This window comes from Rhodococcus sp. NPDC059968 (assembly GCF_042738615.1).
Classification (GTDB): Bacteria; Actinomycetota; Actinomycetes; order Mycobacteriales; family Mycobacteriaceae; genus Rhodococcus_F.
Genome location: NZ_JBHWUE010000006.1, coordinates 105,025 through 119,881 on the forward strand (window position 1 = coordinate 105,025; position 14,857 = coordinate 119,881).

A 14,857-nucleotide genomic window follows, 5' to 3' on the forward strand; every position below is an offset into this window, starting at 1 on the left:
GCGACTATGCGAGCAGCCGGAACAGACCGATGAGGCCGACGACGACGATGGTTCCCCGCAACGCGGTGGGCGACAGACGGCGGCCGTAGCGGGCGCCGAGGACGCCCCCGAACAACGAGCCCACCGCGATGAGGCCGGCCGCCGCCCAGCTGATCCGGTCGAAGGCCACGAGCGTGTAGGCGGTCGCGGCGACGATGTTGACGATGAGCGAGAGCAGGTTCTTCGCGCCGTTCATCCGTTGAAGGCTCTCCGGCAGGATCGCGCCCATCACACCCATCAGCAGAATGCCCTGCGCGGCGGTGAAGTATCCGCCGTACACGCCAACGGCGAACGTCCCGACGGTCAGCAGGGTGAGGCGCGCCGGACTCAGGCCCGCCTCGTGGCTGCCGCGCTGCTTCGCCCAGGCCTGGATCTTCGGCTGCAGCACCACCAGGATCAGGGCGAGGATGAGCAGCACCGGGACGACGAGTTCGAACACAGTTTCGGGCAGGTGCAGCAGTAGCCACGAGCCGAGAAGCGCACCGCACAGTGACGCCGGGATCTGCCACCGGAGCCGCGGTCCCTGTCCGGCCAGTTCCCGCCGGTACCCCCACGTGCCGGATACGCCACCGGCGACCAGGCCGATCGCGTTCGACATCGTGGCGGTCACCGGAGGGAACCCGAAAGCCACCAGGGTGGGGAAAGTGATGAGCGTGCCGCTGCCGACGATGGCGTTGATCGCGCCCGCGCCTACACCGGCTACCAGGATCGCGATGACTTCGAGTGGTGTCACCGAGGCGACGTTACAAGGGCCTCGGAAGGCCCGGCAGCCGGGTCGCACGACCGCGGAGATGCAGAGCTGCGCGCTCTATCCAACCGCATGGATCGCCACCTGTCAGCACTTCTGCGCGCCGTGATTCTTGAATCCGCTCGGCGCCATTTCCCCTGTGTTGCAGGGAAATACCTCATGTTGACGGGGTTCGGGAATGCAGCTAGTGTTCGCTTCAACCATCCAGAGCGACCGAGAGACCTGGCTCGTTGACGTCGCAGCAACCCTTCCGAATTCTTCGGGTGCGGGTGCTACCGCCGGGATCGATGGAAGGCAGCACATGAACTACCTCGCGCGCCCTGCGTGGCGCAGACGGCACATCGACCTGTGCCGGACCACCTCCTGCCACTGTTGACGAGGTCTCACAGCACGCTCACCGGGCATTTCGCCCGGTGAGCGCCTGATGCGCGCCCGCACCCCGCGGAAGACGCGCCCTCCTCCAGTCCCGATTCCAGGTGAAAGGCCGCCTCAGTGATGTCTGTCCTAAGTGGTGAGCGAGCGTGAGCGCCCCCGTCCGGGCGCGTTCGGTCGCGCCCCTCGATTCAGGAGCCTCCGGCGACGGGGACGCTGCGCTGGAAGTGGCGCGGAGGTGGCATCCGTGGCGGTGGGTCGTCAGCGCCGCAGTGCTGGTACTGCTCGCCCAGTTCGTCCACGGCCTCGCGACCAACCCGGGATGGGACTGGGCGACGTTCGCCAAGTACTTCACCGCCGGCTCCGTGCTGCAGGCCCTGTGGATGACGGTGAAGTTGACATTGTGGGGGACGATCCTGGGATTCGCACTCGGTGTGGTGCTCGCGGTCAGCCGCTTGTCGCACAACCCGGTGCTGCAGGTGATCGCCTGGGTGTACATCTGGGCGTTCCGGTCGATTCCGCTGATCGTGCAGCTCCTGTTCTGGTTCAACATCACGTACCTGTATCAGACTCTGTCGCTGGGCATTCCGTTCGGTCCGGGCTTCCTTCCGTTCGAGGTAAACGGCGTCATCAGCGGCTTCACCGCCGCCGTCATCGGTCTGGCCCTGCACCAGGCCGCGTACTCCGCCGAGATCATCCGCTCCGGCATCATCTCGGTGGACCACGGGCAGATCGAGGCGGCGCAGTCGCTGGGCATCCCGCGCCGCCGCCAGTTCTTCAAGATCGTTCTGCCCCAGGCGATGCGCGGCATCCTGCCGAACGCCGCGAACGAGGTGATCAGCCTGTTCAAGGGCACCTCGATCGTGTCGACGATGGCGATCGCCGAACTGTTCTACCAGGTTCAGGTGATCTTCGGCCGCAACGGCCGCGTCGTGCCACTGCTCATGGTCGCGACGATCTGGTACATCATCCTCACCACGCTGTTGTCGATCGGCCAGTACTACGTCGAGCGGCACTACGCCCGCGGATCGGCTCGGGCACTGCCGCCGACTCCGTGGCAGAAGCTCACCCGGAAGTTCGCCGAGATCCGTGACGCCGGTGTCTCCGTACCGAGAGGTGCCACGAAGTGACAACCGAAGCCCATCCGGCGGAGTTCGCGGTGGAAGTCCGCGGCGTCCACAAGTCCTTCGGCACGCTCGAAGTCCTGCAGGGCGTGGACCTGCTGGTCCGCAAGGGCGAGGTGACGGTGATCCTGGGTCCTTCGGGTTCCGGCAAGTCCACGCTGCTGCGCACCCTCAACCACCTCGAGAAGGTGGACCGGGGCACCATCCGCATCGACGGCGACCTCATCGGTTACCGGCGCAAGGGCAACAAACTGCACGAACTGCGTGAACGCGAGATCCTGAAGCAGCGTTCCCGGATCGGATTCGTGTTCCAGAACTTCAATCTGTTCCCCCACCTCACGGTGCTGGAGAACGTGATCGAGGCGCCGGTGTCGGCGCAGGGCCGCGACCGCGCCGAGGTCGAGGCCGAGGCGATCGCGCTCCTGGAACGGGTCGGCGTGGGCGACAAGGCCCACCAGTACCCGCGACAACTGTCCGGTGGCCAGCAGCAGCGGGTCGCGATCGCCCGGGCCCTCGCACTGCGCCCGGCGGTGATCCTGTTCGACGAGCCCACGTCGGCCCTCGACCCCGAACTGGTCGGCGAGGTCCTCGCCGTGATCAAGCAACTGGCACGGGACGGCGCGACCCTCGTGATCGTCACCCACGAGGTGGGCTTCGCGCGGGAGGTCGCCGACACGGCGGTCTTCATGGACGCCGGCGTCGTCGTGGAACAGGGCCCGCCCTCGCAGGTCATCGACAACCCGCAGCACGACCGGACCACAGCATTCCTCTCCCGAGTTCTCTGATTCTCCACACCTCGGTGTGGATCCCCGAAAGGCACACATGTCCACCGCACGGTTCCGTACGAAGATTCTGGCCTCGGCCCTCACCACCGTCGCGCTGCTCGCCGCCGCGTGCGGGGGCGGCGACGTCGAGGACGAGGGATCGGGGCCGACCTCGGCTGCCGGATACAACCTCACCGCCGACCAGAATCGCATCACCACCGACGAGGTCGAGTCGATCGCCGCGAAGGTTCCCCAGCAGATCCGCGACCGCGGCACGCTCCTCGTGACGGGCAGCGCCGGTTCCGCCCCGCCGCTGCGCTTCTACGCCGACGACGACCAGACGCTCATCGGCTCGGAGACCGACTTCGCGTACCTGATCGGCGACGTCCTCGGGTTGAAGGTCGATCTCCAGGCCGCGGACTGGGCGCAGAACTTCGTCCGCATCGATTCGGGTGAGGCCGACGCGTTCATCTCCAACGTCACGGTGACCGAGGAACGGAAGGAGAAGTACGACTTCTCGACGTACCGCCTCGACACGGTCGCGTTCGAGACGAAGAAGGACAGCGGAATCCAGATCAAGGAGCCCAAGGACGTCGCGGGCCTGAAGATCGCGGTCTCCTCCGGCACCAATCAGGAAGCGCTGCTGGTGAAGTGGAACGAGCAGAACGTCGCGGCGGGGTTCGAACCCGCCGACATCACCTACTACCAGAACGCCACCGACTACTACCTGCCCCTCGCATCGGGCCGGATCGACGCCTACTTCGGGCCCAACCCGTCCTCGTCGTTCCACGTGGCGCAGGCGGGGGAGACCGAGATCGCCGGAACCTTCTCGGGTGCGGGCGATGCCCTGCAGGGTGAGATCGCCGTGCTCACCAAGAAGGACAACGGACTGGTGACCGCCGTCAACGAGGCCATCAACCACGTCATCGAGAACGGCACGTACGCACAGGTTCTCGACCGCTGGAACATCGCGAGCGAGGCCGTGGACACGTCGGTCGTCAACCCGCCCGGACTCCCGAAGACCAGCTGACAGGAGGACCAGTGACCGAGAGGACCGAATCCGTGAAGACCGTGTTCGTCGACCAGGCGGACCCACTGGCCGCACCGCTGCTCGAAGAACTGGCAATCGAATACAGCACGCGGTACGGGCGCACCCGCGACGAGATCTACGACGATCTCAGCACGTATCCGGCGGAGGAGTTCGCCGCACCGGGTGGCGCGTTGCTCGTTCTGGTCGAGGACGGGACGTCCGTGGCGGGCGGGGCCTTCCGCCACTATGACGACACGACGGCCGAACTCAAACGGATCTGGACCTCGTCGGCGCACCGCCGCCGCGGCCTCGGACGAATCGTGCTGCGGGAGCTCGAGGCCGCGATCACGAGGGCCGGCTATTCCCGCATCTTCCTCACCACGGGGCCGAGGCAGCCCGAGGCGGTGGCACTGTACCTGGCCGCGGGCTACACGGCGCTGTTCGACCGCTCCCTCCCACCGCAGGACGTCGGAATCCACGGATTCGAGAAGATCCTGCATGCCCCTACCGCTCTGCCTTCCGCCTGGGCCGCAAAGGAGTACGAATCCGTATGAAGTTTCTGCTGATGAGCCTGATCACTCACCAACCGGATCCTGTCACCGGGGAGAAGATCGGCACTGCGGCCAGGCTGCAGGAGGTCGTGGAGTCCGCCGTCCTCGCCGAGCAACTCGGGTACGACGGGTTCGCGGTGGGCGAGCGCCACGAACATCCCTTCCTGTCCTCGTCCCCGCCCGTGGTGCTCAGCGCCATCGCGGCGCGCACCAGGACGCTGCAGTTGTGGACCGCGGTGACCACGCTGAGCCTGCTCGACCCGGTCCGCGCGTTCGAGGACTACTCGACGCTGGACAACCTGTCGGGCGGCCGGCTGCAGCTCATCATCGGGAAGGGCAACGGCACCGCGCAGGCGGACCTGTTCCACGTCACCCCGGACGACCAGTGGGACCGCAACCGCGAGGGCTACGAACTGTTCCGGCAGTTGTGGGAGAGCGAGGACGTCACCTGGGAAGGCGCATTCCGGCCGTCTCTCGAGCATGCTGTCGCCCTGCCGCGCCCGCTGCAGCGGCGGATCCGGATCTGGCACGGCAGCGCGACGAGCAAGGAATCGGTGGATCTCGCGGCCCGCTACGGTGATCCGATCTTCTCGGCGAACGTCACGTATCCCATCGACTCGTATGCCGAACTCGTCCGGCACTACCGCGAACGGTGGGCACACTACGGTCACGATCCCGCCGACGCCCTCGTCGGCGCCGGAACCGCCGGGTTCTACGTGACGCCGAACTCGCAGGATGCGCTCGACGTGTGGCGTCCGATTCACGCCGCTCGCCTCGACTTCGCCCGCAGGGCAGGACTTCCGGTGGTGTTCGAGACCGTCGAGGACTTTGTCGAACGCAGCTCCGCACTGATCGGCAGCGCGCAGCAGGTGATCGACAAGGTGCAGCGCTATCACGAGCAGTTCGGCCACGAGGCGATCCACCTGAGCGTCGACCGTGTCGGCAGCGACAAGCAGCACCGCGAAAGCCTCGAACTGTTCCAGGCCGAGGTGGCGCCCGCGCTGCGCGAGACCATTCCGAGCCGCCACCTCGCGGCCGGCACCGAGGAGGAAGTCGCATGAGCCTGGTATTGGGCATCGAACTCGACGGCGAGGGTGCGCATCCCGAAGCCTGGCGGCGAGCCGCGCACACACCCGACCGGTTGCTGACCGGGCGAACGGTGGCGGACCGCGTCGCGGCAGCCGAGAACGCCGGCTTCGCGTTCGCCTCCTTCGACGATTCGCTCCTGCCACCCGGCGCCGACGGGGGACCCGTCGGCCGGATCGACGCGGTGAACCGCGCGGCATTCGTCGCCGCGACCACCAGCACGATCGGACTCGTACCGGTCGTCGGCACCACGTACGCCGAGCCGTTCCACACCTCCTCCCAGCTCGCGACGCTCGACTACGCGTCGCGCGGTCGCGGCGGCTGGATCGCAGCACGCGACACCGACCCGCGAGTCGCGAGCGCACTGGGGCGGGCCGAGGTCACCGCACCCGCCGACCTCGAGCGGGAGGAACGCGACGCGATCACCGTGGTCCGGGAACTGTGGGATTCGTGGGACGACGACGCGGTGATCCGCGACTACGCCACCGGCCGTTTCGTCGACCGCGACCGATTGCACTACATCGACTTCCAGGGCGAGACGTACTCGGTGAAGGGTCCGGCCATCGTGCCCCGGCCGCCGCAGGGGCGGCTGGTGGTCTTCGGCCTCGAGGGGGACACCGATCCGTCGCTGGTCGACGTCGTGCTGGTGTCCGGACCGACACTCGAGGACACCGTCGAGGCCGCCGGGCGCGCGAAGGCGGGCGGGGCGGTGCTGGTGTTCGCCGAACTGGATGTCGCACTCGGTTCGTCCCCACCTGCCCCGCCGAGCGGACGGCTGTCGTTCGCCGGCGATGCCGCCGGGCTGCTGGAACTGCTGCGCGCCCTGGATACGTACGTCGACGGTGTGCGCCTGCATCCCGCCGTCGTCGACGAGGATCTTCCGGTGCTTGCGCGGTACGTGGTCCCGGCACTCCTTCGCGCCGGCATCGCCCACCGTCCCGTCCCCGGTTCGACCCTGCGCAGCACGCTCGGCCTCGACCGTCCCGTCACCCGATTCCAGGCCGAGCGCCTCGAAGACTCTTCTCGCTGAAAGGTTGTGGAGAACATGACCGATAACTCGTACGCGCGCCCCGGCGCCCAGGTGCACTTCGGTGTCTTCTTCCAGGGCGTCAACCACACGACGATCTGGTCGGACCCGTCGAGCGGATCGCAGATCGACTTCGAAACGTTCCGGCGGGTGGCTCTGACCGCCGAGCGCGGCCTGTTCGACGCCTTCTTCCTCGGCGAGGGCCTGCGCCTGCGGGAACAGGAAGGCAAGATTCTCGATCTCGACATCGTGGGCAGGCCGGACGCGATCACCCAACTCTCGGCGCTGGCCGGCATCACCCGGCACATCGGGCTGGTAGCCACCCAGAACACCACATACAACGAACCGGCCGACCTCGCCCGCCGGCTGTCCGGGCTGGACCTGCTGTCCGGCGGCCGTGCCGGCTGGAACGCCGTCACCACGGACAACGCGTGGACCGGAGAGAACTTCCGGCCCGGTGGCTTCCTCGATCACGCGGACAGGTACGAGCGGGCCGGGCAGTTCCTCGACACCGCCCGGGCGATCTGGGATGCGTGGGCCGACGATGCGGTCGCGACGCGCACCGACGCGCCGTCGTGGTCGACCCCGGACGGTGTGCAGGAGGTGTCCCGGCGCACGTCGCAGTTCGGCGTCACGATCACCCCCACGCTGCCGCGCAGCGCGCAGGGGCATCCCGTCATCTTCCAGGCCGGCGACTCACCGGCGGGCCGGGACTTCGCGGCCGCGCACACCGACGTGATCTTCTCCCGGCACGGAACGCATTTCGACGAGGCGCTCGCCTTCGCCGACGACATCAGGGGCAGACTGCGTCGTGCGGGGCGCCCCGAGGACGATGTGAAGATCCTGCCGGGGACGCAGATCGTGCTCGCGGAGAACGCGTCCGAGGTGGAGGAGAAGGTGCGCTGGGTCCGCGAGGGCCAGTACACCGGGCAGACGGCGTTGTCTCTGGTCGGCCAGGTGTGGGGCCGCGATCTGTCCGATCGCGACCCGGACGGTCCGCTGCCCGAATTCGATCCGGTGCCCGCGCCGATCTCCGTCACCCGCGGGGCCGCGCGCGACGGAAAGGATCCGCTGGCCATCGCCAGGGAATGGCGGGCCCTGGCCGAGGCGCAGAACCTGTCGCTGCGGCAGGTCGCGATCGCGACCACTCAGCGCTCCGGCTTCGCCGGTACTCCCGGACAGGTCGCCGACGAGCTCACCCGGTGGGTACGCAGTGGGGCCACGGACGGCTTTAATATCTCGCCGTACCTGGTGCCCACCGGGCTCGACGAGATCGTCGACCTGCTCGTACCCGAATTGCAGGAGCGCGGTTCGTACCGAACGGAATACGACGGTTCCACCCTGCGTGAGCACCTCGGGCTCCGGCCCGCCCTGTCGCGGCGGGAGGTCGAGTCCCGGCAGGCGGTCGGGTAGCGAGGGTCCATGTGGCGCCGCGACCGGGGATCTCTTACACTCGGTAACGACCATCCAGAGCGACCGAGAGACCTGGCTCGTTGACGTCGCAGCAACCCCCCGCCCTGCGGGTGCGGGTGCTACCGCCGGGATCGATGGAGGAACCATGTTGACCGAAGGCTTCGTGAGCGCCTGGGGGCGTCTGCACGTCGATCTCTGCCGGCTGTCCACCTCCATCTGTCACAGCTGACCTGACACCCCGACAGACATCCGGGGTTCCTGCTCTACACACCGCATCCGCGTCGGATCCGGTGTCACTCACCTTTCTGTGCGCGTGAGCGCTGCCGATACGACGGGCAGCGCGCACGGCACTTCTTCGAGATCACGGAGTTCTCGGTGCCATCAGTGCCTTTGTCCTCGCCCTACCGGATCGCAGCAGGTATCGGAGTCGCCGCCGCGCTGGCCACGGCGCTCACCGCCTGCGGTGGGGGTTCCAGCAATTCCTCCGCGGATGCGGGCCCCGCACAGCCCGGCGGCACTCTCCGTTACGGCCTCTCGCAGGCACCCACGTGCGCCGACCCCGCACAGTCGGGCACGAACCAGACGATCTACGTCGCTCGTCAGGTGGTGGACTCGCTCACCGATCAGGACCCGGCAACGGGCGAACTGAAGCCGTGGCTGGCCGAGAGTTGGGAAACGGACGCCGACGCGTCCTCCTTCACGTTCCACCTGAAGGAGGGGGTGACGTTCAGTGACGGAACACCTTTCACCGCGGAGTCGGTGAAGAAGAATCTCGACGCCATCGTGAACACCCTCACCGGGGCCAAGGCAGCGCTCGGTGCCAGCTACCTCACCGGCTACACCGGCACCACCGTGATCGACCCGCTGACCGCGCAGGTCGACTTCGCCGCACCCAACGCGCAGTTCCTGCAGGCGTCGTCCACCCCGCAGCTCGGCATCCTGTCCGATGCGTCCGTCGCGAAGTCCGCCGAAGAGCGGTGCACCGGCAAGATCTCGGGCACCGGGCCGTTCACGTACGCCGACTACCAGCAGGACAAGTCGGTGACCCTCGCCAAGCGCGCCGGGTACAACTGGGGTTCCGACGTGTTCGGCCACGACGGCGAGGCCTACCTCGACACCATCGAGTTCAGTGTCGTCCCCGAATCAGGTGTCCGCACGGGCAGCCTGTCCTCCGGGCAGCTGGACGCGATCAGTGACGCGTTGCCGCAGGACGCCCCGCAGATCGAAGGTGCGGGCGGGCAGGTGCTCACCACGTCGAATCCCGGAACCCCGTTCGGCTTCCAGCCCAACGTGACCCGTGGACCGCTCGTCGATCCCGTCGTGCGCAGTGCGCTGGTCCCCGCGATCAACCGGCAGGAACTGGTCGACACCGTGCTCGGCCCCAACTTCAAGCCGGCCACCAGTACGCTGGCCAGCCGGACCCCGGGCTACGTGGCGCTGCCGGACGTGACATATGACCCGGAGAAGGCGAAGTCGATCCTCGATCAGGCGGGCTGGGTTCCCGGTGCCGACGGCATCCGGGAGAAGGGCGGTCAGAAGCTGAGCTTCCCCGTTCTGTTCAGCTCCGTGTTCGCCGGCAACCAGGCCATCCTCGAGCTGGTGCAGCAGCAGCTCAAAGAGGTGGGAGTGGATCTGCAGCTGAATCTCGTGTCCACCCCCGAGGCCACCGCCCGCCAGAATTCCAAGGACTTCGACGCCACCTACTACAACAGCACCCGCGCAGACGGTGACATCCTCCGCACCCAGTTCGGCCTCGAGGGCCGCAACCTGAACAGCCGCGGACCGATTCCCGCGCTCGACGACGTGCTCGCGAAGCAGCTCGCCACCACCGACACCGCCGAGCGGAGCGCGCTCGTCGCCGACGCCCAGCAGCAGGTGCTCGACAACGGTCTGTGGATCCCCACGGTGGAGTTGTCGCAGGCGATCGGCGCCGGCCCCAACGTGCAGGATCTGAAGTTCGAGGCCTCGGCCCGGCTCCAGTTCTTCGACACCTGGATCAGCGGACGCTGAGCCATGATTCGCTACCTCGGACTACGGGTGCTGCAGGCGATTGCCGTCCTGTGGGCAACGTTCACCGTGTCGTTCGCCGTGCTGTTCCTGCTGCCGTCCGATCCGGTGAGCATCGCCGTCGACTCGGCGACCACCGGAACGACGGTCGACGCGGCCGCCGTCGCGGAGCTGCAGGCACGGTACGGCCTCGACCAGCCCGTGTGGGTGCAGTACTGGAACTCCCTGAGCCACGCTGTCCGCGGTGACTTCGGGTACTCGATCGCCACCGGGCAATCGGTGACCGAGGCCATCGGGAACGCGGTCCCCAGCACGCTCGCGCTGGCGTCCGCGGCGCTGGTTCTCGCGGTCGTGTTCGGGGCATCGGTCGCGTTCCTCGCCACCTACACGAGGGTCCACTGGGTGCGGAATCTGCTGTTCTCCCTGCCTCCGCTCGGTGTCGCGGTACCCACGTTCTGGGTGGGACTGATTCTGCTGCAGCTGTTCTCGTTCCGGTTGCAGGCCTTTCCGGCGTTCGGCGACCAGGGGATCGCGACGCTGGTGCTCCCCGCGGTGACGCTCGCGCTGCCGACCGGCGCCGTGATCGCCCAGGTGCTCGCGGCGAGTCTGCAGACCACGTGGCGGCAGCCGTTCATCGAAGCCGCGCGGGCGAAGGGCGCGTCCCGCTGGCAGATCCAGACGCGGCACGCGCTGCGCCTGTCGAGCATTCCCGCATTCACCATCGCCGGCGTGCTCGTGGGTAATCTGCTGGCCGGATCGGTCGTCGTCGAGACGGTGTTCTCGCGCGCCGGAGTCGGGCGGCTCACCCAGACTTCCGTGATGGCACAGGATATTCCGGTGGTCCAGGGAATCGTGGTACTGAGCTCCGTCGTCTATGTACTCGTCAATCTCGCCGTCGATCTGCTCTACCCGCTGATCGATCCCAGGATCGTCGAGGGCAGGCGCGGTTCCGACCGCAACGACGACTCCGCGGATGTGGAGGAGAAGGTTCATGTCTGACATCCTCACCAGGGAACTGATCGACGAGGCCGAGGGTTTCGGCACTCCGCCGAACGAACCGCCGCGCGCGATCGCGTCCAGGTCGCACAGCCGCGGACGCCGCGTGGTGGCGTGGTGGCGTCGCAATCTGGTGCTGGTGGCCTCGGCCGCCGTGCTCCTCGTCGCGGTCGGATTCGCGGTGGCGCCGTCGGTGTTCGCGAGCGGCGACCCACTGGTCGGGGTGCCCGCCCAGAAGCTGCAGGCGCCGAGTGCCGCGCACTGGTTCGGCACCGACAACATCGGACGTGACGTGTACACCCGCGTGGTCCACGGCGCCGGATTGTCGCTGACCGCAACACTGCTGGCCGTGGGCATCGCACTGGTCGTCGGTTCGCTGATCGGACTGCTGTCCGGTGCCCTCGGAGGTGCGCTGGACGCCGTCCTGATGCGGATCGTCGACGTTCTCCTGTCGATCCCCGCGCTGCTGCTCTCGCTCGCACTGGTGACCGCCCTGGGATTCGGGACGGTCAACGTGGCCATCGCGGTGGGAGTGTCACTGATCGCGAACTTCGCCCGCGTGATGCGTTCGGAGGTGCTGCGGGTGCGCCGGTCGCTGTACGTCGAGGCGGCGTTCGCATCGGGTGTCCGCTGGCACACGGTGCTGCGCCGCCACGTGCTGCGGAATTCGTACGCGCCCGTCGTGGCACTCGCCGCCGTCGAGTTCGGGATGGCGGTGCTCGCGGTGTCGTCGCTGAGCTTCCTCGGGTTCGGCGCGGTGCCGCCCACCCCGGAATGGGGCTCGCTGATCGCCGAGGGCCGGAACTATCTCGCCACCGCATGGTGGATGACAACCCTGCCCGGACTGGTGATTGTGGCCGTCGTGCTGTCGGCGCACCGATTCGGGCATGCACTCGAACAGAGGGAAGTGCGATGAGCGCGAACGACACCCCGATCCTGCAGGTCTCCGGACTCCGGGTGGCGTACGGGAGCGTGAGCGATCCCGTCGTGGCCGTGAAGGGCGTCGACCTCACGGTCTCGCGCGGGGAAGTGGTGGCCGTGGTCGGCGAGTCCGGCTCGGGAAAATCCACCACGGCGCACGCCATCCTCGGACTGCTCAGCGGGTCCGGACGTGCCGTGGCCGGCACCGTCACGTTCGACGGTGAGCGTCTCGACACCAAGTCGGAGCGCGCCCTCGACCGCATCCGCGGCGCCCGGATCGGCCTCGTTCCCCAGGACCCGACGACGTCGCTCAACCCCGTCTTGCGGGTCGGCACCCAGGTGGCGGAGGTGCTCCGGATCCACGGTCTCGCCGACCGGCGGACGGCCGGCATCGAGGCGGTGCGCATTCTCGCCGAGGCCGGGATCGACAAGCCCGAGGTGCGGGCGAGGCAGTACCCGCAGGACCTGTCGGGCGGGCAACGGCAGCGCGTCCTGATCGGGATCGCGCTGGCATGCAGCCCCGAACTTGTGATCGCGGACGAACCGACCAGCGCGCTCGACGTCACGGTGCAGCGCCGGATTCTCGATCATCTCGACGCGCGGATAGCCGAGTCCGGCACCGCGGTCCTGCTGATCACGCACGATCTGGGTGTCGCAGCCGACCGCGCCGACCGGATCGTGGTGATGAGTCAGGGTGAGGTGGTGGAGGCGGGTCCCACCCGCGAGATCCTCGAGAACCCCCAGCACGAGTACACCCGCACCCTGCTGGCCGCGGCGCCGAGTCTCTCGGTGGGGCGGGGGCCCAGCCGCGCCGCGGAGGCGGGCGGAGCCGACCCCGATGTCCTGCTGCGCGTGTCCGGGGTGGCCAAGACGTTCCGGATCGATCGGCGCACGGCCATCGACGCCGTCCAGGACGTGTCGTTCGAGGTCCCGCGCGGGCGCACGCTGTCGCTGGTGGGGGAGTCCGGCTCGGGCAAGTCCACGGTGGCCCGGATCGCGATCCGGTTGGAATCTCCCACCTCTGGCCGCATCGACTTCGACGGCCGGGACATCACCACCCTGCGCGGCGGCGCGCTGCGCGCCCTGCGCCGACGGGTGCAGATCGTGTACCAGAACCCGTACGCGTCCCTCGATCCGAAGCTGGCCGTTGCGGACATCGTGGCGGAACCGCTCGGTGCGTTCGGTGTCGGCACCAGGGCGGAACGGGCGGCACGAGTCGCCGAACTGCTCGAACAGGTCGCGTTGCCGCGCACCTACCTCGAACGCAGACCGGCCGAGCTGTCCGGCGGACAACGACAGCGGGTCGCCATCGCCCGCGCGCTCGCGCTGCACCCCGAACTCGTCGTGCTCGACGAACCGGTGTCGGCCCTGGACGTCTCGGTGCAATCGCAGATCCTCGGGCTACTCGAGAGCCTGCAGCGGGAACTCGGGCTCAGCTACCTCTTCATTTCACACGACCTTGCCGTGGTCCGGCAGATCAGCGACACGGTCGCGGTGATGCGGTCCGGCCGCATCGTCGAATCGGGCACCGCGGCAGAAATATTCGACAACCCCCGCCACGACTACACCCGGCAGTTGCTCGACGCCATCCCGGGACGATCCGTCGGGCGCCCACGTTCTGCACAGCTGGAGGAATCGATTCATGCCTGAGTCACACGACCCGCTCGTCGCCGTCGATCTGTACGGCACGGGGATCCATCCGCAGTCCTGGCGTCGTCAGGACTCGCGCGCCGAGGACCTCTTCACCGCCGGCTACTGGACCGGCCTGCTCGGGCAGGCCGACTCGGCCGGAGTGGACCTCGCCTTCGTCGGCGATACCTTCGCGATCGCCACGACGGGACACGCCGATCAGCGTGGACAGCTGGACGCCGTGGCGATCGCCGCGAGGGCCGTCGCATCCACCGAGCGGATCGGCCTCGTTCCCACGGTGACCGTCACTCACACCGAACCGTTCCATGTGTCCAAGGCCATCGCGAGCCTCGACCACGCGTCGCTCGGCCGCGCCGGGTGGCAGGTGGACGTGTCGGACGGTCAGGCGCAGGCGAATCTGTTCGGGCGCAAGGATGCACAGGATTCCGAGAGTCTGTGGTCGGAGGCTGCCGACGCGATCGAGGTCGTGAGTCTGCTGTGGGACAGCTGGGAGGACGACGCCGAGATCCGCGACGTGGCCACCGGCCGATTCATCGACCGGGACAAGCTGCACTACATCGATTTCGAGGGCACGCACTTCTCCGTGAAGGGTCCCTCGATCACGCCGCGGTCGCCGCAGGGGCAGTCGCTGATCGTGATCGGTGCGCGGGACGAGCACTCCACCCGGGTCGCCGCCGCGCGCGCCGACGTGATCCGCATCGGCGCACCCACCGTGGACGCAGCCCGTGACGTCGCCGACCGGGTGCGACGTGCTGCGGCCGAGGCCGGCCGGGACCCCGCTGCGCTCCGGATCCTGCTCGATATCGAGGTGGTGATCGCCGAGACCGTCGACGCGGCGGCACGCGACCTCGCCCAGCTCGAGAACTGGTCCGGCAGCCGGTACGAGCCGGCGTCGATTCTCCACCGCGGCGACGCGCCGGGGCTCTCCCGCCTGATCACCGACGTGGTGGACACCGGGGGCGTCGACGGTGTCACTCTCCGGCCGCTGGCGCTGACGTCCGGCCTGAACGAGATCACCGAGCACGTCCTGCCACTGCTGCGGCCGGGCGACCGAGCGTCCGGCAGCGGAGTGCTCCGGGAGCGGCTCGGGTTCACCCGTCCCGTCAATCACTTCGCGGGACAGGACTGA

The 14,857-nt window shown here is 68.2% G+C and carries 15 protein-coding genes and 2 riboswitches; of the genes, 14 read left to right on the plus strand and 1 reads right to left on the minus strand.

All coding sequences use genetic code 11. The annotated features are described in order from the left end of the window. Positions 1 to 4: 4 nt before the first annotated feature. Entirely contained in the window at positions 5 to 772 is a 768-nt protein-coding gene (locus tag ACFWAY_RS08690) for a sulfite exporter TauE/SafE family protein (protein ID WP_378451784.1), read from the minus strand. A gap of 212 nt (positions 773 to 984) precedes the next feature. Then, a riboswitch (SAM riboswitch) is annotated at positions 985 to 1,081 on the plus strand. Between the two features lie 7 nt (positions 1,082 to 1,088). Here ACFWAY_RS08690 and ACFWAY_RS08695 point away from each other — a divergent pair. From ACFWAY_RS08695 to ACFWAY_RS08760, 14 genes are all read left to right on the plus strand, one after another. Continuing rightward, positions 1,089 to 1,163, plus strand: coding sequence for a putative leader peptide (locus ACFWAY_RS08695; protein ID WP_368681154.1), 75 nt, complete (start codon positions 1,089 to 1,091; stop codon positions 1,161 to 1,163). 145 nt (positions 1,164 to 1,308) lie between these two features. Continuing rightward, entirely contained in the window at positions 1,309 to 2,289 is a 981-nt protein-coding gene (locus ACFWAY_RS08700; protein WP_378510449.1) for an amino acid ABC transporter permease, read from the plus strand. Further along, on the plus strand, positions 2,286 to 3,068 hold the full coding sequence (locus ACFWAY_RS08705) for an amino acid ABC transporter ATP-binding protein (RefSeq protein ID WP_378510450.1): 783 nt from the start codon (positions 2,286 to 2,288) through the stop codon (positions 3,066 to 3,068). Before ACFWAY_RS08700 ends, ACFWAY_RS08705 begins: the two co-directional genes overlap by 4 nt. 37 nt (positions 3,069 to 3,105) lie before the next feature. Then, on the plus strand, positions 3,106 to 4,077 hold the full coding sequence (locus ACFWAY_RS08710) for an ABC transporter substrate-binding protein (protein WP_378510451.1): 972 nt from the start codon (positions 3,106 to 3,108) through the stop codon (positions 4,075 to 4,077). An 11-nt stretch (positions 4,078 to 4,088) separates the two neighbouring features. Beyond that, complete coding sequence (locus ACFWAY_RS08715; RefSeq protein WP_378510452.1) at positions 4,089 to 4,631, plus strand: GNAT family N-acetyltransferase; 543 nt, start codon at positions 4,089 to 4,091, stop codon at positions 4,629 to 4,631. Next, a complete protein-coding gene (locus ACFWAY_RS08720; protein WP_378510453.1) occupies positions 4,628 to 5,689 on the plus strand; it encodes an LLM class flavin-dependent oxidoreductase in 1,062 nt (353 codons plus the stop codon). Before ACFWAY_RS08715 ends, ACFWAY_RS08720 begins: the two co-directional genes overlap by 4 nt. After that, positions 5,686 to 6,744, plus strand: a complete 1,059-nt coding sequence (locus ACFWAY_RS08725) for an LLM class flavin-dependent oxidoreductase (RefSeq protein WP_378510454.1) — start codon at positions 5,686 to 5,688, stop codon at positions 6,742 to 6,744. The genes ACFWAY_RS08720 and ACFWAY_RS08725 overlap by 4 nt, the downstream gene beginning before the upstream one ends. 15 nt (positions 6,745 to 6,759) lie before the next feature. Further along, on the plus strand, positions 6,760 to 8,154 hold the full coding sequence (locus tag ACFWAY_RS08730) for an NtaA/DmoA family FMN-dependent monooxygenase (protein ID WP_378510455.1): 1,395 nt from the start codon (positions 6,760 to 6,762) through the stop codon (positions 8,152 to 8,154). Between the two features lie 47 nt (positions 8,155 to 8,201). Continuing rightward, a riboswitch (SAM riboswitch) is annotated at positions 8,202 to 8,295 on the plus strand. Positions 8,296 to 8,299: 4 nt separating this feature from the next. Then, on the plus strand, positions 8,300 to 8,383 hold the full coding sequence (locus tag ACFWAY_RS08735) for a putative leader peptide (protein ID WP_310794466.1): 84 nt from the start codon (positions 8,300 to 8,302) through the stop codon (positions 8,381 to 8,383). 155 nt (positions 8,384 to 8,538) lie between these two features. Further along, positions 8,539 to 10,164: an ABC transporter substrate-binding protein gene (locus tag ACFWAY_RS08740; protein WP_378451922.1), complete on the plus strand. Its 1,626-nt coding sequence runs from the start codon at positions 8,539 to 8,541 to the stop codon at positions 10,162 to 10,164. 3 nt (positions 10,165 to 10,167) lie between these two features. Then, the gene (locus ACFWAY_RS08745; protein ID WP_378451792.1) at positions 10,168 to 11,160 is read left to right on the plus strand and encodes an ABC transporter permease; all 993 of its coding nucleotides are present in this window, start codon (positions 10,168 to 10,170) and stop codon (positions 11,158 to 11,160) included. Beyond that, the gene (locus ACFWAY_RS08750) at positions 11,153 to 12,073 is read left to right on the plus strand and encodes an ABC transporter permease (RefSeq protein WP_378451793.1); all 921 of its coding nucleotides are present in this window, start codon (positions 11,153 to 11,155) and stop codon (positions 12,071 to 12,073) included. The genes ACFWAY_RS08745 and ACFWAY_RS08750 overlap by 8 nt, the downstream gene beginning before the upstream one ends. Beyond that, the gene (locus tag ACFWAY_RS08755; RefSeq protein WP_378510456.1) at positions 12,070 to 13,728 is read left to right on the plus strand and encodes a dipeptide ABC transporter ATP-binding protein; all 1,659 of its coding nucleotides are present in this window, start codon (positions 12,070 to 12,072) and stop codon (positions 13,726 to 13,728) included. The genes ACFWAY_RS08750 and ACFWAY_RS08755 overlap by 4 nt, the downstream gene beginning before the upstream one ends. Beyond that, the gene (locus tag ACFWAY_RS08760; protein ID WP_378510457.1) at positions 13,721 to 14,857 is read left to right on the plus strand and encodes an LLM class flavin-dependent oxidoreductase; all 1,137 of its coding nucleotides are present in this window, start codon (positions 13,721 to 13,723) and stop codon (positions 14,855 to 14,857) included. The genes ACFWAY_RS08755 and ACFWAY_RS08760 overlap by 8 nt, the downstream gene beginning before the upstream one ends.

What these genes read in the sequence shown, in the direction of transcription:
- ACFWAY_RS08710 (WP_378510451.1), top strand. Translation starts at nt 3,106, where the DNA reads ATGTCCACCGCACGGTTCCGTACGAAGATTCTGGCCTCGGCCCTCACC.
- ACFWAY_RS08720 (WP_378510453.1), top strand. Translation starts at nt 4,628, where the DNA reads ATGAAGTTTCTGCTGATGAGCCTGATCACTCACCAACCGGATCCTGTC.
- ACFWAY_RS08725 (WP_378510454.1), top strand. Translation starts at nt 5,686, where the DNA reads ATGAGCCTGGTATTGGGCATCGAACTCGACGGCGAGGGTGCGCATCCC.
- ACFWAY_RS08730 (WP_378510455.1), top strand. Translation starts at nt 6,760, where the DNA reads ATGACCGATAACTCGTACGCGCGCCCCGGCGCCCAGGTGCACTTCGGT.
- ACFWAY_RS08735 (WP_310794466.1), top strand. Translation starts at nt 8,300, where the DNA reads ATGTTGACCGAAGGCTTCGTGAGCGCCTGGGGGCGTCTGCACGTCGAT.
- ACFWAY_RS08745 (WP_378451792.1), top strand. Translation starts at nt 10,168, where the DNA reads ATGATTCGCTACCTCGGACTACGGGTGCTGCAGGCGATTGCCGTCCTG.
- ACFWAY_RS08750 (WP_378451793.1), top strand. Translation starts at nt 11,153, where the DNA reads ATGTCTGACATCCTCACCAGGGAACTGATCGACGAGGCCGAGGGTTTC.
- ACFWAY_RS08755 (WP_378510456.1), top strand. Translation starts at nt 12,070, where the DNA reads ATGAGCGCGAACGACACCCCGATCCTGCAGGTCTCCGGACTCCGGGTG.
- ACFWAY_RS08760 (WP_378510457.1), top strand. Translation starts at nt 13,721, where the DNA reads ATGCCTGAGTCACACGACCCGCTCGTCGCCGTCGATCTGTACGGCACG.